Origin of the sequence: Vibrio splendidus 12E03 (assembly GCF_000272105.2) — a bacterium.
Taxonomy (GTDB): Bacteria; Pseudomonadota; Gammaproteobacteria; order Enterobacterales; family Vibrionaceae; genus Vibrio; species Vibrio splendidus_I.
In genome coordinates this window covers 1-22,821 of sequence record NZ_AJZD02000341.1, presented here as the reverse complement: position 1 = coordinate 22,821, position 22,821 = coordinate 1, and the positions used below count along the sequence as shown (strand labels likewise).

General features: G+C 43.4%; 19 protein-coding genes and 2 pseudogenes. 11 read left to right on the top strand and 10 right to left on the bottom strand.

From position 1 onward, the window contains the following. Positions 1 to 262: pseudogene (locus A142_RS22130) on the top strand (hypothetical protein); the annotation flags it as partial. A 186-nt stretch (positions 263 to 448) separates the two neighbouring features. Here A142_RS22130 and A142_RS22125 read toward each other — a convergent pair. Beyond that, positions 449 to 1,354, bottom strand: a complete 906-nt coding sequence (locus A142_RS22125) for a hydrogen peroxide-inducible genes activator (protein ID WP_019823061.1) — start codon at positions 1,352 to 1,354, stop codon at positions 449 to 451. A 210-nt stretch (positions 1,355 to 1,564) separates the two neighbouring features. Between A142_RS22125 and A142_RS22120 the strand changes: the two genes are divergently transcribed. From A142_RS22120 to A142_RS22100, 5 genes are all read left to right on the top strand, one after another. Beyond that, positions 1,565 to 2,173: a peroxiredoxin C gene (locus A142_RS22120; RefSeq protein ID WP_004740353.1), complete on the top strand. Its 609-nt coding sequence runs from the start codon at positions 1,565 to 1,567 to the stop codon at positions 2,171 to 2,173. Between the two features lie 312 nt (positions 2,174 to 2,485). Further along, positions 2,486 to 3,229, top strand: a complete 744-nt coding sequence (locus A142_RS22115) for a copper homeostasis protein CutC (protein WP_019823059.1) — start codon at positions 2,486 to 2,488, stop codon at positions 3,227 to 3,229. Between the two features lie 98 nt (positions 3,230 to 3,327). Further along, entirely contained in the window at positions 3,328 to 4,257 is a 930-nt protein-coding gene (locus A142_RS22110; RefSeq protein WP_019823057.1) for a LysR family transcriptional regulator, read from the top strand. Between the two features lie 128 nt (positions 4,258 to 4,385). After that, positions 4,386 to 4,937, top strand: coding sequence for a porin family protein (locus tag A142_RS22105; protein WP_019823055.1), 552 nt, complete (start codon positions 4,386 to 4,388; stop codon positions 4,935 to 4,937). A gap of 165 nt (positions 4,938 to 5,102) precedes the next feature. Further along, on the top strand, positions 5,103 to 5,594 hold the full coding sequence (locus A142_RS22100; protein WP_019823053.1) for a hypothetical protein: 492 nt from the start codon (positions 5,103 to 5,105) through the stop codon (positions 5,592 to 5,594). A gap of 9 nt (positions 5,595 to 5,603) precedes the next feature. Here the strand turns inward: A142_RS22100 and phoU are convergent, their stop codons facing one another. From phoU to A142_RS22080, 4 genes are all read right to left on the bottom strand, one after another. Next, positions 5,604 to 6,302, bottom strand: coding sequence for a phosphate signaling complex protein PhoU (gene phoU, locus A142_RS22095; RefSeq protein ID WP_009848270.1), 699 nt, complete (start codon positions 6,300 to 6,302; stop codon positions 5,604 to 5,606). A 74-nt stretch (positions 6,303 to 6,376) separates the two neighbouring features. Further along, positions 6,377 to 7,195 carry a phosphate ABC transporter ATP-binding protein PstB gene (pstB, locus tag A142_RS22090; protein ID WP_009848269.1) on the bottom strand — a complete coding sequence of 273 codons (819 nt, stop codon included), beginning with the start codon at positions 7,193 to 7,195 and terminating at the stop codon, positions 6,377 to 6,379. Then, positions 7,196 to 8,905, bottom strand: a complete 1,710-nt coding sequence (gene pstA / locus A142_RS22085) for a phosphate ABC transporter permease PstA (protein WP_019823050.1) — start codon at positions 8,903 to 8,905, stop codon at positions 7,196 to 7,198. A 111-nt stretch (positions 8,906 to 9,016) separates the two neighbouring features. Continuing rightward, positions 9,017 to 11,233: an ABC transporter permease subunit gene (locus tag A142_RS22080; protein WP_019823048.1), complete on the bottom strand. Its 2,217-nt coding sequence runs from the start codon at positions 11,231 to 11,233 to the stop codon at positions 9,017 to 9,019. A gap of 200 nt (positions 11,234 to 11,433) precedes the next feature. On the opposite strand from A142_RS22080, the gene ppk1 reads away from it, so the two are divergent. Together ppk1 and ppx are read left to right on the top strand one after the other, a co-directional pair. Continuing rightward, complete coding sequence (ppk1, locus tag A142_RS22075) at positions 11,434 to 13,530, top strand: polyphosphate kinase 1 (RefSeq protein ID WP_019823047.1); 2,097 nt, start codon at positions 11,434 to 11,436, stop codon at positions 13,528 to 13,530. After that, positions 13,521 to 15,032 carry an exopolyphosphatase gene (gene ppx / locus A142_RS22070; RefSeq protein WP_019823045.1) on the top strand — a complete coding sequence of 504 codons (1,512 nt, stop codon included), beginning with the start codon at positions 13,521 to 13,523 and terminating at the stop codon, positions 15,030 to 15,032. Before ppk1 ends, ppx begins: the two co-directional genes overlap by 10 nt. A 78-nt stretch (positions 15,033 to 15,110) precedes the next feature. On the opposite strand, the gene A142_RS22065 is transcribed toward ppx, so the two are convergent. Genes A142_RS22065 through phoB form a run of 3 tightly spaced genes read right to left on the bottom strand, consistent with a single transcriptional unit; the run spans position 15,111 to position 18,106 of the window. Continuing rightward, on the bottom strand, positions 15,111 to 16,067 hold the full coding sequence (locus tag A142_RS22065) for a PstS family phosphate ABC transporter substrate-binding protein (RefSeq protein WP_029405506.1): 957 nt from the start codon (positions 16,065 to 16,067) through the stop codon (positions 15,111 to 15,113). A 17-nt stretch (positions 16,068 to 16,084) separates the two neighbouring features. Further along, on the bottom strand, positions 16,085 to 17,383 hold the full coding sequence (phoR, locus tag A142_RS22060; RefSeq protein ID WP_019823041.1) for a phosphate regulon sensor histidine kinase PhoR: 1,299 nt from the start codon (positions 17,381 to 17,383) through the stop codon (positions 16,085 to 16,087). Between the two features lie 33 nt (positions 17,384 to 17,416). Further along, positions 17,417 to 18,106 (bottom strand): phosphate regulon transcriptional regulator PhoB, encoded by a 690-nt coding sequence (phoB, locus tag A142_RS22055; RefSeq protein WP_004735064.1) that lies wholly within the window; start codon positions 18,104 to 18,106, stop codon positions 17,417 to 17,419. 194 nt (positions 18,107 to 18,300) lie between these two features. Here phoB and rdgC point away from each other — a divergent pair, with 194 nt between their 5' ends. The 3 genes from rdgC to A142_RS22040 all read left to right on the top strand — a co-directional run bounded on the left by rdgC (position 18,301) and on the right by A142_RS22040 (position 21,114). Further along, a complete protein-coding gene (gene rdgC / locus A142_RS22050; RefSeq protein ID WP_017062534.1) occupies positions 18,301 to 19,215 on the top strand; it encodes a recombination-associated protein RdgC in 915 nt (304 codons plus the stop codon). Positions 19,216 to 19,421: 206 nt separating this feature from the next. Then, positions 19,422 to 20,825, top strand: coding sequence for a tRNA 5-hydroxyuridine modification protein YegQ (gene yegQ, locus A142_RS22045; protein WP_019823039.1), 1,404 nt, complete (start codon positions 19,422 to 19,424; stop codon positions 20,823 to 20,825). Positions 20,826 to 20,859: 34 nt separating this feature from the next. Continuing rightward, the gene (locus A142_RS22040) at positions 20,860 to 21,114 is read left to right on the top strand and encodes a YfhL family 4Fe-4S dicluster ferredoxin (protein WP_004735061.1); all 255 of its coding nucleotides are present in this window, start codon (positions 20,860 to 20,862) and stop codon (positions 21,112 to 21,114) included. A gap of 41 nt (positions 21,115 to 21,155) precedes the next feature. On the opposite strand, the pseudogene A142_RS22035 reads toward A142_RS22040, so the two are convergent. Further along, positions 21,156 to 21,463, bottom strand: a pseudogene (locus A142_RS22035) (hypothetical protein). A gap of 273 nt (positions 21,464 to 21,736) precedes the next feature. Next, a complete protein-coding gene (gene mepA / locus A142_RS22030; protein WP_019823035.1) occupies positions 21,737 to 22,576 on the bottom strand; it encodes a penicillin-insensitive murein endopeptidase in 840 nt (279 codons plus the stop codon). Positions 22,577 to 22,821 lie beyond the last annotated feature (245 nt).

Sequence of the window (22,821 nt, the reverse complement as noted above, 5' to 3'; positions counted from 1 at the left end):
TTTCTTTTGGGGGTTTTTAATAAGCATAGTTCAATTAAAGTTAATATTTAAAACAAAGAAAGATCATATTAGAATGAAAGATAAAACTTCATATGTTTTACTTGCTATATCGTTCATGCTTTCTTTTCCATATTATTTGAAAATGGAAGATTATAAAACAAACAGCCCAACTCATGTATACTGCGGCCCAGAGCTAGAAGCAAAAAGCTCGCGTGGTATATTTGAAAAATTCGCTATCACTGAAGAGATGTGTAATGAATAAAAATACCATTAAATACTAAGGTTATATAAATCAATGGATCCTTTAAATATAATGCTTAGATTTATTGCATTAAAATGTTTATATGCCGTATTAAAATACCACCAGTTTACAAAAAATAGTTAAGTACGAGCCTTACCCTGCCACTATGCAAGGTAGGGTGAATACATCTATAACTAAGAGCACTTATTACAACAACTCAGAAACCACATCTGCTAACTGATAGAAGGTTTCACGGCGTGACGAACTTGGACGCCAAACAAGGCCTATATCTCGATACGCTTGCTGACCAGGGGGATCAATCACCACTAGGTTTTGATTTTCCAACAGGCCATGATCAATCGCCATTTGCGGAATAAAAGTAGTACCCAAACCGTTCGCTACCATTTGCACCAATGTGTGCAAGCTAGTTGCTGTGAATGGGTTTATCTTCTCTTTATCGGTTAACTTACACGCTGATACCGCGTGTTCGGTTAAACAGTGCTCGTTCTCCAACAAGAATACAGATTCGTCTGGCAGGTCGTCATATTTAATAGGGACACGAATACCGTCTGCTTGGTTACGACTGATCACCATTCTAAAAGGATCTTGCCCAACCACTTTGCTTTCCATGTTGTCGATATCGACAGGCAGAGCAAGAATCAATACATCTAATTCACCATGGCGCAGTGCAGCAAGTAAGTTCGTTGTCGTGTCTTCACGTAGTAGCAAGTTTAGCTGAGGAAAGCGTTGGTTAGCTTCTTGTACCAAGTCGCACAAAAGAAATGGTGCAATGGTAGGAATACACCCTACTCGCAATTGCCCTTGCATCGCATCGCCGTTACATAGATTTCCAAGCTCTACGAGATCTTGTCCTTTCGCTAGTAGCTCTCGACCGTGCTTTACCACCAGCTCACCTGCTTGCGTGAAAACGAGCGGGCTCTTTTTATCCTTCTTTTCATACAGAGGACAGCCGATCAGCTCTTCTAGGTTTTGGATACCTTTACTTAGCGTCGATTGGCTAACGAAACATCGGTCAGCGGCGTCGCTAAAGTGGCGTGTTTCGTGAAGAGTAACAAGATAGTGAAGTTGCTTAAGACTTGGCCATTTATTCATGAAATTACTTTGTAATATGAGTAGGATAAGTTACACGAAGGTCATAAGACCTGAGAAAAGGACAAAGAATAAGCTTATCGCTTTTTTCGATGAACTTAATCTATTTAATTCGCTTTTTTCTATAGTACCGATTGTACTATAGTTTGTCGCGTAGAAACGGAGCCCAAACAAAGATGTGTTGGGCCAACTAATTTTTTAGGAGATTCCAAAATGGTACTAGTAGGTCGTCAAGCCCCTGACTTTACTGCAGCAGCTGTTCTAGGTAACGGTGAGATCGTTGATAACTTCAACTTCGCAGAGTTCACTAAAGGTAAGAAAGCTGTAGTTTTCTTCTACCCACTAGACTTCACTTTCGTTTGTCCTTCTGAGCTAATCGCTTTCGACAACCGTCTAGAAGATTTCCAAGCTAAAGGCGTTGAAGTAATCGGTGTTTCTATCGATTCTCAATTCTCTCACAACGCATGGCGTAACACTGCTATCGCTGACGGCGGTATCGGTCAAGTTAAATACCCACTAGTTGCTGACGTTAAGCACGAGATCTGCAAAGCATACGATGTTGAGCACCCAGAAGCAGGCGTTGCTTTCCGTGGTTCTTTCCTAATCGACGCTGACGGTCTTGTACGTCACCAAGTAGTTAACGATCTTCCACTAGGTCGTAACATCGATGAAATGCTACGCATGGTAGACGCACTAAACTTCCACGAGAAGAACGGTGAAGTTTGTCCTGCACAATGGGAAGAAGGTAAATCAGGTATGGACGCATCTCCAAAAGGTGTTGCAGCCTTCCTATCTGAGCACGCTGACGACCTAAGCAAGTAATTACCTCTTAAGCCCGCCTCAACACGGGTTAATGGTTGGATGAATCTCTTTAAAGAGAAATAAAGCATAAGCTAATAGCGCAAAGCGCACCGCCAATCAGTTAAGAAGTAAAGTCCTATTAAAAGCCCGAAGTTAACGCTTCGGGCTTTTTGTTTTCCCCTCCTCGCCGCCACCCTAGTCTGCCTCTTGTAATAGATAATTGAGGTAGTTCTAAACCTAAACTTTACCTCTATTTTCCCTTATCCCCATCTATTCAGAATCACACCTAGATTGCTATTATTTCGTCAGTATCTTTTTGAACGGATAAACACGATGAACACCGAAATTGAAGTCTGTATCGATAACTTAGAATCTCTACACAACGCGCTGTCTGGCGGCGCAAATCGAATTGAGCTTTGCTCCTCACTAGCACTTGGCGGATTAACTCCTAGCTTCGGTATGATGAAGCAAGCGGCAAAAATTTCGTCCGTTCCTGTCTACGCTATGATACGACCAAGACAGGGCGACTTCATTTTCGATAATGACGATATGCTCTGTATGCTTGAAGATATTGAAGCTTGTGCAAATGCAGGATTGGATGGGGTCGTACTTGGTGTGTTAGCGCCGAACGGAAGCATTGATATGCCAAAAATGCAGCAACTGGCTGAAAAAGCGCACTCGTTAAAGCTTGGGGTTACCTTCCACAGAGCCATCGATCAAAGCTCTGATTTCCAAGCAGCATTAGAGCAGATCATTACACTTGGATGCGAAAGAGTCCTGACATCAGGGCTTGCTGTTAAAGCTGAGCAAGGCATCGATGTATTGGCAGCAATGGTCAAACAAGCCGATGGACGAATTGATATCATGGCGGGGGCTGGTGTTAACGCTGCAAATGCCAAAATGATTCAAAGCGCAACCCAAGTACCTGCTCTTCACCTTTCAGGTAAATCAACAAGATCGAGCCTAATGGAAAACAACTCAAGTGCTCAAATGGGCAGTGATAATATTGATGATTATCAGATCCCAGTGACAGATGCGAGTAAGATATCTGATGTGAGAGCCGCCCTTATCGCCTAGGGGTAGCCACTAACACAAATCCAGAGAACCACGCTGACTAATCTAACTGACTGACGTATATTAGATTTAATAACGCAGTAAACCTTTCATGGACAGATATGGCTAAAGACTTATTCAGCTCTCTTGATTTAAACCTGTTACGAACATTTCTTATTGTTTATCAAGAAAAAAACACCAGAAAGGCTGCGGAACGTTTATTCGTTTCTCAGCCAGCGGTTAGCCAAGCCCTACAAAAGCTAAGACACCACTTCAACGATGACCTTTTCGTCAAAGTTCATGGTGGCTTGCAACCAACCGCTTTCTCAGAACAGCTCACCAACAAGATCAAACCATTCATGGACGGTCTATCTGTTGCTATTAATACCTCAAACACTTTCGACCCGAAAAATATCGACTACACACTTAAAATAGCTCTATCACCTATCGTGCTATCTTGTTTATCTGGTTCTCTATTTAAAATGATAAGAGAGCAAGCACCGAATGCGAATCTAGAATTACTCTCTTGGACCAATGCTTCTGTTTCTGACATTCAGAAAGGTGAGGTGTTGATGGGGGTCAGTTACCTTGGTAGCAAAACGAATAAAGAAGTTTATACGAAGAAGTTAATTGAACTAACAGGGCGTATTTTTGTAAGAAAAGACCCCCCTTTAAAGCAAGAAATCGTTACACCTTATGATGTGGCGGGGTACGATATCGCTTCATTAGTCACACCAGGTTGGAACGACAACTATAGTTTGGCATCGAATATCCTAACTGAGCTTTCTATTGAGCATAAGGTTGGTTTCCGTAGTGAGCTAATTATGGCGGTCATTGATGTCATTCAACATACAGATATGTACATGCCACATTCGAATCTTTTCCTCGTTGATAATTACCCAAGCCTACGCGGAATCGATGTTGTGATAGATGGCGAGCCTCCCAAAACTCCTGTTTACTGCCACTTACATACTAAAAACAGAAACTCCCCTACTACCAATTGGCTATTTGAGTTAATACAAAAAGCACTATCCACTCAGATTAATAAGTAATGCTTATTATAGAGATGCCAATACCTACTTAGCCTAAAAATAAAACACTGTTTAATATTAGCCCTATCAAAACGGATACTGAACTACGAAGGATCGTGCAGTTAAGTTAACCCTAGATAGAGACTAATATGAAAATGGCACTTACTACCCTAATTTCAGCTTCACTACTTTCTGTTCCTGTTCTTGCAAACAACTTTGACAGCCAACACCGTGTGGGTATCGGTTACAACCAAACTCAAGTAAACGATTGGCTAACAGATGACACAGTTGATTGGGGTAACGGTATCAAACTTGAATATGGTTATGAATTTAACCGTATCGTAGGTATCAACGTTTCTTACGCAACGAATAGTGACGACGAAAACGTTGAAGGCATAAAAGCTGAGATCGATGGTTACAAGTTCCAAGTTGATGCTGACATCGGTTATAAATTTAAATTGGATGGCTTCTCTTTAAAACCTTATGGTGTTCTGGGCCTAGCTCGTCAAAGTGAAGATAATTCAATTAGCATCCTAGACAAGAAGTGGACTGAATCATACAACGATACCAGCTTCGTTGTTGGCCTAGGTGGTCGAGCTGAATTCGGACCACACCTATACACTGACATGCGCTTTGAATTCGCGAGCTACGATGACGTAGATTACGACACATTCTCATGGACTGTCGGTTACCGTTTCTAATTAATAGAAAAAGCTAGCGTCTACGCTGGCTTTTTATGATCAATCATTTCCTTGGTTTAACACCTTATCCAGGCTTTGACCGCCTTCGAGCGAAAGTTCTAAAGCCAATCTATTCAAATCAAAATTCATTGCAGCCAAGGACGGCTAATTTCTCTAGGTATTTTTATGAAGATAAAGTCTCCCCTGCTTTTAATTACCGTCCTTTCTACTTCCGTTTCAGCAAGTGGTCTTCACTTATCTCCTGAACTAAAGATTGGTTCTTATCATGGTTTTGGAATGCAAGCAGGTATTACTGATGTGGCAAATCTAGGCGCAGTTTACCTGAGCTATTCTCACCTTTGGTATGACAGCGATCGATATGACGAAACGGTTGATGCGTATCGTGTTGGTATCCAAAACATGTTTGGAAGAAACCAAACCCACGGCTTTCAGGCTGAGATTGGTGTGGCAAGTTATGACGGTACAAAAACGCGCTCAGGCGAAGTAGAAGAGAAAACAACACATGGTATAAGCCTAGGTGGTGCCTACGTTTACCAAGCGACACCAATGCTTGGATTACGTGCTGGTGTTGATATGAATATTTTTGATCACAACAAAACCTTTGTGCCTTACGACACAACGGTCAATTTCAATCTTGGTGCCATTATTAGCTTCTAAAGATAAGCTCTATTTTAGTGCGTCATCAAGGCTTTGATCGCCTAAGTGACGTACATCTTTACCCTTCACAAAGTAAATAATGTATTCGCAGATATTTTGGCAGCGGTCTCCCACTCGCTCAATCGCACGAGCTGACCACATCACCTGTAAAATATTTGGGATGTTCTTAGGATCTTCCATCATATACGTCATTAACTGACGAATGACTGCCTCGTATTCCGCATCCAACTTATCATCAAGTTTGTGAACTTCAGCTGCCGCATCCACATCCATACGAGCAAAAGCATCTAATACTTGGTGAAGCATGGTGATAGCCTGACGGCAAAGAGGCTCTAAAGATACGTGGAATTTCTGCTCTTTGGTTGAAGGGATCTCTATCGCACCTTGAGCAATTTTAGAGGCAACATCGCCAATACGTTCTAAGTCGGTAATCGTTTTGATGATCGCCATAATCAAACGCAGATCTTTTGCGGTCGGCTGACGCTTTGCAATGATTCGAGTACACGCCTCATCAATCGACACTTCCATCGCATTCACTTTATGGTCATCACGAATCACTTTTTTAGCCAGTTCAACATCGTCTTTATGAAGCGCCTGCATTGCAAACGAGAGTTGCTGCTCCACTAACCCGCCCATGGTCAATACATGAGTACGGATCGATTCTAACTCGACATTGAATTGCCCTGAAATGTGGCGACCGAAATGCATACTTGCTCCTTGAAAGAAATGAAGAAAGCCATTTTTGTAGAGTGACTTAGCTCTATATGACACCTTTGGAGAGGTTAACCATATCTACCAGTAATGTAGTCTTCTGTCTGGTTTTTCAATGGAGACGTAAAAATTGAGTCCGTATCTGAGTACTCGATCAATTTTCCCATATGAATAAAGGCAGTATGGTCACTCACGCGAGCTGCCTGCTGCATGTTATGAGTAACAATCACCACTGTGTATTGGGTTTTGAGATCGTTGATCAACTCTTCAATCGTCAAAGTAGAAATAGGATCCAGTGCCGATGTCGGCTCATCTAACAACAGCACTTCAGGTTCAATCGCAACCGCACGAGCGATAACCAAACGCTGCTGTTGACCACCCGATAAACCAAAGGCGTTCTCATGCAAACGGTCCTTCACTTCATCCCATAATGCAGCAGCGCGCAGAGAGCGTTCAACCGCATCATCAAGGTCTCGGCTGTTGCTAACACCTTGCAGCCTCAAGCCGTAAACCACATTCTCATAGATAGATTTAGGAAAAGGATTAGGACGCTGGAATACCATACCAACACGGCGTCGTAAGGTCGCGACATCTACCTTAGGGTGATAGACATTCTTGCCATGAAGCTTCACTTTGCCGGAAACCTTACAGCCTTCAACAAGATCGTTCATGCGATTAATACAGCGCAGCAGAGTCGACTTACCACAGCCAGAAGGGCCGATAAACGCCGTTACCTGCCCCTTCGGGATCTGCATCGAGATATCATCAAGTGCTTGGCTCTCTTTATAGTAAAGATTTAGCCCTTCAATCGAGATAGCAATTTGCTCATCCTTCAGATTGTGAACATCAAGTGGTGCTTGGTAACCCAAGGTTTCATTAATCGAGAACATCTAATCTTGTCCTAAGGTTCGGTATTTTTCACGCAAGTTATTACGGATATTGATGGCTGTTAAGTTCAACCCAACAATCACCGTAACCAATAAAAATGAAGTCGCATACACTAAAGGTCGTGCCGCTTCGATATTAGAGGTTTGAAAACCAACATCATAGATATGAAAGCCTAAATGCATGAACTTTCTGTCTAAGTGTAAATACGGAAACTGACCATCGACTGGCAAGCTGGATGCCAATTTAACAACACCCACCAGCATGAGTGGAGCAACTTCCCCCGCGGCTCTCGCGATTGCCAAAATCAAACCAGTGATAATCGCTGGGCTTGCCATCGGTAAAACGATGCGCCAAAGCGTCTCAAATTGAGTCGCACCAAGCGCTAATGAACCGTGCCTCACTGCACTAGGAATGCGCGTTAAGCCCTCTTCAGTAGTTACGATAACGACTGGAAGCGTCAATACTGCTAAGGTTAGTGCTGACCAAAGTAGACCCGGCGTACCAAATGTCGGAGCGGGTAATCGCTCTGCATAAAACAACGTATCAATCGAGCCACCAATGGTATACACAAAGAAACCTAAGCCAAATACACCATACACAATCGACGGTACACCCGCTAAGTTAATAACGGCAATACGAATCAAACGTGTCAGTGCGTTGTTTTTTGCGTATTCATGAAGATATATCGCAGCGACCACGCCAAGAGGCATCACGACGATCGACATAAGAATAACCAACAGTACTGTACCGAAAATGGCAGGGAATACACCGCCCTCAGAGTTTGAGTCTCGCGGATTCTCTGATAAGAACTTCCAAACTTGTTTACCCCAGTGCCCAACCTTTTCTAGGTAAGACATATTATTCGGGTACCAATAATCCAGAATGTGACTGAGCGAAATCTCGACTAACTCGCCTGTCATATCCTCAACGAGTAAGCTTTCGACATTGAGCTGCGTTCTAAGGTGATCAAGCTTAACTTCGGCTTCCGCTAACTGGCGGTTTAATTCCAGTTTAGTTTGAGTATAGGTTTTAAGGTATTCATCGCTCACTGACTCATTGAGTTCAAGCTTACGCTTTTCTAAGCGCAGGTTTTCCAATTGCCAGCTGATATTGCGAATTTCTTGGTTCACGACACGCGACGTTTCTTTACGTAACGTATCAGCGAACGCCAAGCCTTGTTCGAGCTTTTGGTCTATGTTCGAGTCAAAAGTGCCAGAAGCGGTTTTAAAACCCACCGGCTTACCAAAGAAGTAGCCACCTCGACTTCGTTCAATCACAACCCAATCAAGCGGGGTGGTTGGCTCACGTAAATTGACATCCAGAATGGAAACAAAGTCCGCAGGGTACAGCTCTCTGTTGGCAACTTTAATGCTTAAGCGCTGTATTAGCCCAGTCGACAAATTTTGAGGTGACAAGAGATCATGGACTTGTGGAACTTGCTCTATCGGGATGTATTTTCGCTCATATAACTGACCAACCAATACATCTTGTTTTGATACGGTTTCGTCAAGATCGACCACTAGCGATAAGTCTTTGGAGTCAACTTGCCATTGGTACAAATGTGCGGGCCAAAAATAGGTTAAGCCCTTCCAACCAATCAGCAGCATTAGGCCAAGAACAGAAAGCATACTGATGCTCACCGCCCCGCTCGTAAGCCAGATCCACGGAGAGCCCGATTTAACCCAAGATAATAATGACTTCAGTTTATTCATCATGATCGACCTTGCTCTTGACGTACTGAACTCAAGGAACTGAGAAGATCACAGGATACGCTAGCAAAAACACTAAAAGCCATTGATACACATTGAGGCAAACCTTTAAAACTACAGCGCACGATATTTATCTCTCAGTCTTTGTCTAACCCACTCAGCAACTGAGTTCACCGCGAATGTGAAGATAAACAGCAAGAGTGCAGCCAAGAACAGTAAGCGGAAATGAGAACCGCCCACTTCTGATTCTGGTAGTTCAACAGCAATCGTTGCCGATAACGTTCTCATCCCTTCCAAAATATTCCAGTCAAGAATTGGAGTGTTACCTGTCGCCATCAAGACGATCATGGTTTCGCCGACCGCTCGCCCTAGGCCCATCATAACTGCAGAAAAGATACCTGGACTCGCCGTCAATAACACCACATAAATAAGCGTCTGCCACGCCGTCGCACCCAACGCTAATGAGCCATCAGATAAGTGTTTAGGTACAGAGAAAATAGCATCTTCCGCAATAGTAAAAATCGTAGGGATGACCGCAAAGCCCATAGCAAAACCAACCACCAGCGCATTGCGTTGGTCAAAGTCGATGCCATAGCTGGCCAAGAAGGTACGAATATCACCACCGAATAATAAGGCTTCAATGTTGCTTCCACCAGCAAACACCGCAACCACTGTAATCACCAATACTGGAATCAATATCAGCGCGTGCCAACCATTAGAGAAGCGACCCGTTACCATCTTCGGTAAACAGAACCAAACAAGTCCAGTCAACAGTGTGCTAAGTGGTAATAGCACCATTAATGAGAAGACAGCTGTTAAATGTGTCTCGACGATTGGAGCAAACCAAAGCCCGGCCAAGAATCCGATGATCACAGTTGGAAGTGCTTCCATCAACTCTATCGAAGGCTTCACCACTCTTCGCATGCGTGGAGACATAAAGTAAGCGGTGTAAATAGCTCCGAGCACAGCAACTGGCACAGCAAACATCATAGCAAACAGAGCGGCTTTGATAGTACCGAACGTGATAGGTACTAAACTGAATTTCTCTTCAAAGTCATCGTTCGCCGACGTTGATTGCCAAACGTATTGCGGTTCTGGATAACTTTCATACCAGACCTTTTGCCAAAGTGATGAGAATGAAATTTGTGGGTATTCATTGTCGATTTTAGCCACACTGATGGTGCCATCAATCAAGGTCGCCAGATGCAGTTCATTAGCAGACATAGCGGCTAGTTGTGGTGATTTATCAAAGGCTCGTTCAAACAACGACAGCTTTTCACTGGTCGTATAGTGGCTTTGTAATGTGCCGTTCTTATAGAAGCTATAAAAACCCTTTCTATAAGTATCCGGAAGAATAAACTGCACTTGTTCAGCAAGCTGGAAATCTCGAATATGGGTCAGGCTACGTTTTTCATCTTTGAGTACATCGAACCATTGAGAAACCTGTCCGTCCTCATGCGTAACCAACAACGAGTATGCGCCAGACAATAAATCGATGCTTTTCACGGAATGCTTCGCATCATTTAGGCTAAGATCAATCACTTCACGAACATCAAAACCGTTATCTGATAGTTTCAAAACAACCAAATCCGATTGTGCTCGTAGGTATAAAGTTTGCCCATCAGGTGTGACAAGCAGTTGTTGTTGCAAACCCAGTCTATCCGAAAGCCATTGGCTCTTCTGAAAAACATACTGACCAGTAAGGTCACTCTGATACCTCTTCACTAAGACTCGTTGGTCACTTAACTGAGCGGCAACCGTAATCCCACGTCCATTTTTAGAGAACGCAAATTTGTCGATCGTCGCCCCATTTGATGATTCATCATTTAAAAACGGTTCAGGGAGAGTGATTTGCTCAATTTTAGGTTCGGCTTCGCTGCCCTTTTTCAGCACAGGCGCACTATACTCAGGGTAGAAAAAAGTAAGATTGCTTGCGCTGTCGGCAAAGGCAAACCAATTTTCAGATGGGGTATTTCGAGAAAAGGCGATGGGGTTGGCTACAATATCACGCTCAAAGTAAGAGTGTGTATTTTGAGACTCTAAGTCCCAAAACTGTACCAAGCCAGATTTTTCGATAGTAAATGCATGCTGACCATATTCATCAACCGATAAGACGATAGGCTTTTCTACGGCAACGGTCTTCACGGCTTGGTCTGTCTCTAAACCAGTATCTGAAAATACCGGTAAAATGACCATTGCCAAGTAAACAAAGATCAATACTAGGGCAGCTAGAACACTGACCGCGCCGCATGTCACTGAAAAACGGACGAGACGATCTTTCAACCATCTTTTTTTGTCGCGCTCTTTCAATGAAAATTGGGCTGAAGCCATCTGTTTATCTACCTTTTTTTAGCTACTGACATAATATGTACGTTAGATGACAATTATATTACAAGTTACGTTAAACAACTGAAACTAATAACAAGTTTGTTAGCCATATTTCTTAAAGTAAGATCATAGATTTTGTGCATTTTGCCATTCTAATTTAAAGTAATCAGCTCTATAGCCAGTACTCAAGGATTCTCATCTCGATGAAAAAAGACTATGTCACAAAAGAACTTAGCTGGTTATCCTTCAACGAAAGAGTTCTCCAAGAAGCGGCAGACAAGTCAGTTCCTTTAATCGAAAGAGTTCGTTTTTTAGGTATTTACTCGAAAAACCTCGATGAGTTTTACAAAGTCCGATTTGCTGACGTGAAGCGAAAGATCTTACTCCAAGATCCACAACTAACCTCCAACTCGCCAAAAACCCTGCTCACTCAAATGCAGAGTAAAGCGAGCAAGCTCGATGCTCAATTCCATGAACTGTATAACGACTTGCTACTGGAATTGGCACGCAATCGTATTTTTCTGGTCAACGAACAGCAAATAAGTGAAGAACAAAGTGGCTGGATAAAAAAGTACTTTAAGAAAAAAGTGCTGCCACACTTAACTCCTCTTCTCTTGAACGAAGATAGCCCGTTACTCAATATTCTCAAAGATGAACAAAGTTACTTAGCCATCGACATCGAGCGTGAGACATCATCTCAATATGTCTTACTCGAAATCCCATCAGAGACACTCCCTCGATTTGTTAAGTTACCGGAAGCTTCGGGTTCGCAGCGTACAACTCTGATCTTGTTAGATAATATAGTTCGATTTTGTTTGGATGACTTGCTTAAAGGATTCTTTGAGTATGATTCATTGCGTTGTTTTGCGATAAAAATGACACGTGATGCTGATTATGATCTTCAAGAAGACGATGAAAATAACCTATTAGAATCGATGTCTTTAGGTTTAGAACAGCGCTTAACGGCACTGCCGATACGTCTGATCTATGAATCAGAAATGCCAGCTGAAATGCTCAACTTCTTACAAGTCAGACTTAAACTGTCTGACTATGACAGTGTCATCGCAGGTGGTCGCTATCATAACTTCAAACATTTCTCTGAGTTCCCAAGCCTCAACCGACGTGATTTAGTTAATCGCCCGTTACCCGCGATTAAGAGCGCGCATTTTAGCCACCACCCAAACTATTTTGAAGCGATCAAAGCTCGTGACATCTTGTTGCATTACCCTTATCACACCTTTAATCACATTACTGAACTTGTGAGGCAGGCTTCCTTTGACCCGAAGGTAACCTCCATAAAAATAAACGTTTACCGTGTTGCAGAAGGCTCCAAACTCCTTAGCTCAATCATCGATGCGGCACACAATGGAAAAAAGGTCACAGTAGTTGTCGAACTGCAAGCTCGCTTTGATGAACAGGCCAATATTCAGTGGACAAAGAAACTTCAAGAAGCCGGTATAAAAGTCATCCATGGCATCCCAAGTTTGAAAGTCCACTCCAAACTGCTGCTCATTAAACGGAAAGAAGGCAAGCATACGGCGCATTACGCCCATATTGGCACCGGTAACTTTCATGAAGTAACAGCGCGCGTGTATACCGATTTTTCTCTGCTCACTGCGAATGAAGATTTGACCCAAGATGTGAGACAAGTCTTTAAGTATATTGAAAACCCTTATCAAAAATCACAGTTCAAACAACTGATTGTGTCACCGAAGAATACAAGAAAACGTCTGTATCAGTTGATAGATAATGAAATACAAAACGCGATGGAGAGCAAGCCTGCCAGCATCACTCTAAAACTCAACAATTTGGTCGACCGAGAGATCATTGAAAAGCTCTATCAGGCCAGCCAAATCAATGTAAAAGTGAGAATGGTCATTCGTGGCATGTGCTCTCTTGTCCCTGGCATACCCAACATCAGTGACCATATTGAGATTGTCAGTGTGGTCGATCGTTTTCTCGAACACCCAAGAGTGATGATCTTTGGTAACGCTGGAAAGCCGAAAGTCTATATATCCTCAGCTGACTGGATGACGCGAAACTTCGATCATCGGATCGAAGTCGCCACTCCAATTTTAGATCCAACTATCAAGCAAACCATTATCGATATCACCGAATTTCATTTCGATGACAGCAACAAAGCTCGAGTGCTAGACCAAGCGATGAACAACCCTTACATAGAAGCACCAGCAAACCAACTCGATTACCCGACGTCACAACTCTCCACTTACCACTATATTAAACGTATGGAGAAACTTGCTCGCAAGAAGTACAAACAAGAGAAGAAATCATGCCGCTAATTGATAACGAACATTCTCGATGTATTGCCGCTATCGACTTGGGTTCGAACAGCTTCCACATGGTGGTTGCCCGGGTATTCGATCAACACCTGCAATTAGTCAGCAGACATAAACAGAAAGTGAGATTAGGCGATGGGTTGGATGAACGTAACTTCCTATCCGAAAGCGCTATCGAGCGAGGCCTAGAATGCCTCAAGGTGTTCGCAGAGCGACTAGCGGATTTTGAACTTGATGATGTCAGAGTTGTTGCGACTCATACCCTAAGAAAAGCCAAAAATGCTATAGACTTCTTAGAGCAAGCCAAGCCACTGTTCCCTTTTCCAATAGAGATCATCTCAGGTCAAGAAGAAGCTCGAATAATCTATAACGGTGTAGAACACACTCAAACCGCTTCTGAATCTAAGTTGGTTATTGATATCGGTGGTGGCAGTACCGAACTCGTCGCTGGACAAGGCTTTACTCCCCTAATTATGCGCAGTTTACCGATGGGATGCGTCAGCTTTACTCAACGTTTCTTTACTGAAAGAGAGCTAACCTCACGACACTTTTCAGATGCTTATACCGCGGCTACTCGTCTATTGATGCCATTGATTGAAGAATATAAAAAGCCCCCTTGGGAAATAGCCTTTGGCTCATCTGGGAGCGCTAAATCCATAAAAGAGGTACTCATTGGCTTAGGGTTCACCGACGGTCTCATTACGCCCCAGCGCCTGTCCTATTTAAAGAATCACTTATGTGAGTATTCATCTTCCGAAACCTTAAATCTTTCAGGTTTAAGTGATGAGAGAAAGCCAGTGTTTGCTGCTGGTGTCACCATTCTTTCAGCAGCCATGGATACGCTAGACATCAAGGAGTTACATTTTTCTGATGGTGCCCTAAGAGAAGGCGTTCTTTATGACATGGAGGATAGATTTAAAGATATTGATGTTCGCACAAGAACTGCCGAAACGCTGGTCTCTCGATACCATGTTGACGTAGCTCATGGCCAGAAAGTCAAAGTACTCGCACTTGCATTATTGAAACAAGTGCAGCCTCAAGTGACTACTACAGTTACTAATGAGCTGTATGATCTGGTTGGTTGGACAGCATTGCTTCATGAGGTTGGACAAAGCATTGCATTTCAAGGCTATCACCGCCATTCGGCTTATCTGCTTAAGCACACGACAATGCCAGGCTTCAATACGGAGCAGCAACGTCTGATCTCGACATTAGTTCGCTATCAAAGAAAAGCGCTCAAGTTACAAGACTTACCGGAGCTCTCTCTATTTACTCCACAACAAATCACACTGCTGATTCGTATATTGAGACTCGCTATCTTACTTAATCGTCAGCGAAATCAAGCACCTGAACCAAACGTAACTCTAACGATTGAACAACAGAATAACTGGGAATTAAAAGGATCTAACAGCGACTGGTTGACCCAAAACCAACTGCTTGAGTATGAACTCAGAGAAGAGCAACAACGTTGGAACAACGCTGGATGGTCGTTGAAACTAAAATAACGAACAATCAAAATAATAACAGCCTGCGAGATCGCAAGCTGTTCATAGGTTTCTTTTCTACGTTCGCAGTGACCTCAATCAGAGCCCGACTTTCGCCAACTCTTGCTCTGCGAACTCAGACGGTATCGCTAAGTAGCCATCCTTCTCTACCAGTTCTTGCCCTTGCTTTGAGAATACAAAAGTGAGGAACTCTCTCTCAACAGGAGAAAGCGGTTTATCTGGGTGTTTGTTCACGTACACATAAAGAAAGCGTGATAGAGGGTAATCACCGCTCAAGATATTCGCTCGAGTCGGCTCTACATAATCAGAACCATGCTCTGAAATAGGAATAAGCTTTACACCTGCTACACGATAGCCAATACCTGAGTAACCGATCCCACTGATTGATGAAGCGACCGATTGCACAACGGATGCGGAACCAGGCTGCTCATTCACGCGATTTTTAAAATCACCACCGCACAGCGCATTCTGTTTGAAGTAACCATAGGTACCCGATACTGAATTGCGGCCGAACAGTTGGAATCGATGTTTTGCCCATGGTTGTTCGATTCCGAGATCTTGCCAGCTATTGAGAGGCTTAGTCGCTCCGCAGCGTAGAGTCTCGGAAAAGATGCCATCAATCTGACGAAAGTTGAGCCCCTCAATAGGGTTATCACGATGCACAAAAAGCCCAATCGCATCGATAGCAACTCGCAGTGCTGTTGGCTTATATCCATGCTCCCTTTCAAATGCTTCAATTTCTCGCAGGCGCATCGGACGACTCATTGGCCCTAGATGTGCAGTCCCTTCGGTTAAGGCTGGAGGAGCAGTAGAAGAACCCGATGCTTGGACTTGAGCGTTAACATTTGGGTAGTAGGACTTGAACTCTTCCACCCATAACGTCGTCATACCCGCTAAGGTATCCGAACCTACCGATAATAAGCTCCCAGAAATCCCCGGAACCTTAGAATAATCAGGAAGAGAATCGACACTCTGTTCTGCATGAGCAGGGTTAACCAAAGCAAACGCTAATAATGAGCTGACTGGCAAACGCATCCTGCGTGTCAAACAACTCATGACACTGTCAGTCGATTTGGCAATGTGAAATGGAATCGACTACCGACACCCACCTCACTTTGAATTTCTAAATGTGAGTCATGGTGACTAAGCGCATGTTTCACAATCGCCAATCCAAGACCACTACCACCTGTATCACGTGAGCGTGCTTTATCTACACGATAGAAACGCTCTGTGAGTCGATGTAAGTGTTGTGGTTCGATACCGTCTCCGGTGTCTGACACATCTAAACATGCACCTTGACTGGTCTGGTACCAACGCACTTTAACCGTCGCGCCCGGTGGTGTGTATTTCACTGCGTTGTAAACCAGGTTCGATATCGCACTTCTCAACTGATCTTCATCAGCGAGAACGCGTAGGCTCTTATCGATATCAAACTCAAGCTTATGCTCTCGATCACCACTTAGGCTTGCCGCTTCTTTTTCAAGAACTTCAAGCATAGCCGGAACGTTGACCACTTCATCGAGCTCATGCATCGGCGCCGCTTCGATTTTTGAAAGTGTTAATAGCTGATTGACCAGACTGTTCATGCGATTCAATTGCTCGGTCATCACACCATGAGCCTTAGGCCACATAGGGCCAACGACCATGTCTGGATCTTCCGTCATTTCAAGGTAGCCCTGAAGTACGGTCATAGGAGTACGTAGCTCGTGAGAAACGTTAGCAAAGAAGTTACGACGCATGCCTTCTAGCTGTTTTAACTGAGTAACATCACGTACCACCATTAGGTGTTCACCCTCGGTATACGGCACGATACGCAGCTCAAGCATGCGCTCCACGTTAAGTGGCGAAGGCATCTCTAACGGTTCTGAAAAATCTTGTTTATTAAGATACTTGATGAAGTCCGGCGTACGGATCAAGTTAGAAATCGGTTGCCCTGAATCGTCTGGCCAGCGAAACCCAAGTAAATACTGAGCAAGCTTGTTACACCAAACGATATTACCTTCACCGCGAAATACCACAACGGCATCGGGAAGGGACTCTGCACCGTTTCTGAAACGGCGGATCAAGTTGGTCAGCTCTTTACGTTTGCGACGCTGTCTCTGCTGCATACGATAAATACCATTGAACAGAGACTCCCAGTTTCCTGAGCCTGAAGGGGGTGTTAACCGCTTTTCATCCCACAACCATGCGGACAAACGCATTTGATTATGTAGATGCCAGCCGAGCTGCAATACCGTGGCAGCCAGCAGTAACCAAGGTAGGTAGCCGAATATCCAACCGACTAAAACCCAAGGTGCGTAAAAAAAAGCCAGCTCCCAAGCCAGCTTTTTCCAGGTTAACTTTTCAACCATTCAGGACTCCGTAAACTGGGTAGCGAAGCCACACTAAGCCTTTGTAGAAAAACGGTAGCCTGCGCCGCGAACCGTTTGGATTAGCTTGTCGTGACCTGCAGATTCAAGTGCTTTACGCAGGCGTCGAATATGTACGTCAACGGTACGGTCTTCAACGTAAACGTTGGTACCCCAAACGTTATTCAACAGTTGCTCTCGGCTGTACACACGCTCTTGGTGTGTCATAAAGAAGTGCAACATTTTGAACTCTGTTGGTCCCATATCAACCGGACCTTCGCTTGCAGTAACGCGGTGAGAAACAGGGTCTAACTTAAGGCCTTGCACATCAATCACGTCTTCCAGTGCGGTAGGCGTTACACGGCGAATAACCGCTTTCAGGCGAGCGACAAGCTCTTTTGGAGAAAATGGCTTGGTGATGTAGTCATCAGCGCCTACTTCTAAACCACGAACCTTATCTTCTTCTTCTCCACGAGCCGTTAGCATCACCACTGGGATGTTGCGAGTTAACTCTTCACGCTTCATGTGCTTGATAAAGTTTATCCCGCTACCACCAGGTAGCATCCAATCTAGTAATACTAGATCTGGGAAAGGTTCACATAGCTTGTTTACCGCTGTATCGTAATCTTCAGCCTCTACTGCTTGGTAGCCTTTTTGTTCAAGCACGAAACACAGCATCTCACGAATAGGTGCTTCATCTTCAACGACCAGAATCCTTCTCGACATAATTGAATAGCCTTTGTATTTAATCAACGCATTGCATTATCTGAGTTAATTATGACACTTTTGTGACCTTTGAAAACAAATTTTCATATAACTGTCTCAAACATTTCACTTTATAACTTTTGATACAGAGCTAGGGACAAATCGAATTAGATCTCATATCATGAAGCACTTCTAAAAAGGTATGAGAAAAATTTATGTGGTTTAAAAATTGCCTAGTCTATCGCTTCAACCGTGATATTGATTTCAACGCAGATCAGCTAGAGAAACAACTTGAAGAATTCCGTTTTACTCCTTGTGGTAGCCAAGACAAACAGAAGTTTGGTTGGGTACACGCAATGGGTAGACATGGCGATATGATGACGCACGTATCAGAAAACCGCATTCTTATCTGTGCAAAGAAAGAAGAGAAAATGCTACCCGCTTCTGTGATCAAAGAATCATTGAACGCAAAAGTAGAAACGCTTGAGGCAGAGTCTGGTACACCTCTGAAAAAGAAAGAGAAAGACAGCCTAAAAGAAGACATCATCATTGACCTACTTCCTCGTGCATTTAGCCGCAGCAACTTCACTTACGCGCTGATCATGCCAAAAGAAGGTTTCATTGTGGTTGATGCGAGCAGCTACAAAAAAGCAGAAGATGTATTAGCATTGCTACGTAAGACAATGGGTAGCCTGCCCGTAGTGCCAGCTATTCCAGAGCAAGCGATCGAAACGACTCTTACAGAATGGGTGAAATCAGGTGATACGCCTCAAGGCATCACTATGCTTGATGAAGCAGAACTAAAATCTATTCAAGAAGACGGCGGTATTGTTCGAGTTAAGAAACAAGAACTAGAAGCTGATGAGATTAAAAACCACATCGAAGCCAATAAGATGGTGACGAAACTTCTTATCAACTGGCAAGACCGTATTGAATTCATTCTTGCAGAAGATGGCAGCATCAAGCGCCTAAAATTCAGTGATGAGCTCAAAGACGAAAACGACGATATTCCTCGTGAAGATCAAGCTGCGCGTTTTGATGCAGACTTCTCTCTACTTTGTGGTGAGTTCAGTGTTTTCCTTCCAAACCTATTTGAATCATTAGGCGGGTTAACTCAACCTAACGCTTAATCAGTCAAACTATAAGCTCAGGTGCTAACGGTATCTGGGCTTATTTCTCACTAAGTTCTCACTTATATCGGCCTCTCTACCCTCTTGTTAATGTCATTGCTATCTTTAGGGCTATCAACCAAACTCATTTTAGCGTAAAATTTGCGCCCCTTTGATATCACTTGGTGGTATCAACCTGACTTGAGATCAGATTAGAGAACGAAGCAATGACTACACAAAAACCATTTGTACCTGAACTATTATCACCGGCAGGAAGCCTCAAAAACATGCGTTACGCATTCGCCTACGGCGCAGATGCAGTATACGCAGGCCAGCCACGTTACAGCCTTCGCGTTCGTAACAACGAGTTCAATCACGAAAACCTACAAATTGGTATCGATGAAGCTCATGCTCAAGGCAAAAAGTTATATGTTGTATGTAACATTCAGCCGCACAACTCTAAATTAAAAACATTCATTCGCGACCTTAAACCAGTTGTAGATATGGGCCCTGACGCGCTTATCATGTCAGATCCTGGTCTTATCATGATGGTTCGTGAAGCCTTCCCTGAAATGCCAATCCACCTTTCGGTTCAAGCAAACGCAGTAAACTGGGCGACAGTTAAGTTCTGGTCAACCCAAGGCGTTGAGCGTGTAATCCTATCTCGTGAGCTATCGCTTGAAGAGATCGAAGAGATTCGCGAACACTGCCCAGAAACAGAGCTAGAGATCTTTGTTCACGGTGCACTTTGCATGGCTTACTCAGGCCGTTGTCTGCTTTCTGGTTACATGAACAAGCGCGATCCAAACCAAGGTACTTGCACCAACGCTTGCCGCTGGGAATACAAAACTGAAGCGGCGAAAGAAGACGAAAACGGTCAGATCGTTGAAGCTAATCCAACTGGTGTCGCTATTCAAGAAGTTGAAGTTCAAGATGAACGTCCAGACAACACACTAGGTCTTGGTAAACCAACAGACGAAGTGGTTCTGCTTTCTGAATCACACAAGCCAGAAGAGAAAATGGCAGCGTTTGAAGATGAGCATGGTACTTACATCATGAACTCAAAAGACCTTCGCGCAATCCAACACGTTGAGCGCCTAACGAAGATGGGTGTTCACTCTCTGAAGATTGAAGGTCGTACTAAGTCTTTCTACTACTGTGCACGTACTGCTCAGGTTTACCGTAAAGCTATTGACGATGCAGTGGCAGGCAAACCATTCGATGAAAGCCTAATGGGTACACTAGAGAGCCTAGCTCACCGTGGTTACACTGAAGGCTTCTTACGTCGCCATACACACGATACATACCAAAACTACGAGTACGGTTACTCTATCTCTGATACTCAACAGTTTGTTGGTGAGTTCACCGGTAAGCGCCGTGGCGACCTAGCGGAAGTAGAAGTGAAGAACAAGTTCCTAGTTGGCGATAGCTTAGAAATGATGACACCAAAAGGTAACGTTGTTTTCAAACTGGAAGTTATGGAAAACCGTAAATCTGAAGCAGTAGACGATGCGAAAGGTAACGGTCACTTTGTATTTATTCCTGTACCAGCAGATCTAGATCTAGAGTACGGCTTGCTGATGCGTAACTTGAGCGAAGGCCAAGATACACGTAACGCATCAGGCAAATAATTTTTACTTAAGCGACTTACTTGAGAAGAAAATAATGGCTCTGTTAATTACTGACAAGTGCATCAACTGCGATATGTGTGATCCTGAATGCCCAAATGGTGCAATCACTATGGGTGACAGTATCTTCGAGATCGATCCAGATTTATGTACAGAGTGTAAAGGTCACTATGAAAAGCCGACATGTCAGTCAGTGTGCCCGATTACAAAATGCATAATCACTGACCCAAACCATATTGAAACTGATGACGAGCTACTCGAGAAGTTTGTTATCATTCAAGGCTTGACCTAAAAGAAGAAAGGTTCAACTTAACCATAAGTTGAACCTTTTTTTCATCCTGATTTTCCGATTGGATAACATTGCAGAAGAGCTCTTTTTCAAATTGATATTCGAGTCGTTCTCGCCAGTTTATTGATTGAGCTATCGGAACAAGATAAAAGTTTTCCCTGCTGGTATCGGTCACAAATGCCATTCCATACTGCATCAATTCATAGTGAACATCATTTACGAAACTAGGGTCTAAACGTTGTCTGCCTGTTAGCTGATTGATGTCATCTCTTGAAATTGAAATACCCGAGCTTTCAGCGTTGAACCTGTGTCTTAACCATTCTGAAAATTCCTTCGCACAAATCATAGTCATAGTCTTATCCTTGAATTATCTATCGACGGGTATCAGACTCTGATTTCGCATACTGCACATAAGCCGCATCTTTCACCCCAAAACACTCAATCCCTGACCAAACCTTGTCAAATTCGCCATCGCCTTTGCTGATACCGTTATTGCTTTTATTGATATCAAACGATGTTCTTAATCTCGTGTTTATAAACTCTAGACAAAAGTGTGATTTTTCTCCAATTTTAGAGTCGAAAAAACCAGTGGCAGTACCACTGTAAAAAGCCTCGATTAACAGGATTACTTATTCGATATCAAGGCTAAACACTGACTTGGCATCACTTTAACTTTTTTCTTTTTCTTAGTTTTCGCTACTTTTTTAGGAGGTGGAACTGGTACAGTCTTTGGAGCCCAACTTGCAAGTTCATCTCCACAACCGTCACCTTTAGGAGGGTTCGCTTGAGCTATGCAGTTTGAACTGCCTTCAGGACACTTTAAGCGAACGTGGAAGTGGGAGTGGTGTCCCCACCAAGGTCTTATTTTGCCTAACCAAGCTCTATCATTAGCGTCAGAGTTTTCTTGTTCACAAAGGGTTTGCTTGATCACTGGATGAACAAAAATACGCACTACTTTTTCATCTTTCGCTGCATAACGAATAACTTGAAAATGATCATCGGTCCAATTCGATTCACGCAATTTGTAGTTGGTAAGATCCACTACGCTCACAGGTTTAGGCACAGCTAACTCGTTCTCTGACAGCCTCTTACTGGTTAACCTGAGCCATATATCAATATCTAACCCTGTTTGATGACTTGAATGACCTGAAGAAAAGCGCCCTCCTCTGGGAAGAGAAATATCACCGACCAATAAATTAGTATTGAGTTTCTCGCTGGTCGTGACTCCTAACCTCTCAATAAACTTTATAGCTTCTGTATGGCCATAGTAGCGCTCTCTTTGAGGGCGAATGATCTGATACCCCAAACCATTAATAGGCAAAGCCTGCGCGCCGTCTAGACAGCCATTGGCATAGCTTCCAATTGATGAGGGTGAATTTTTAGTAGGGTGACTCTCTTTTTCCCACGAAGTTGCTGATAGAGAAAATGAACAATAGAATACAACCAGTGCAAAAAAGAACCTCATAATAATCCCAAATTACTGACGCTTACTCATTATATTAGTCGCCATTTAGGATTAGGTGCATATCGTACTTAAGTTTTTGGTGGTAGCTCGTGAATTAGACGGGTTAAAGCAAGAAAACAGGAAACGGGAAAACAGAGGAATTTCGCTCTTGATGAATGATGAAGCGTAATGGGCTGTTTATATCAGGCTACTTTCTGTAATTTATTAAACTCCAGAAAGCAAAAAGGCTCTAGCATTTCTGCTAG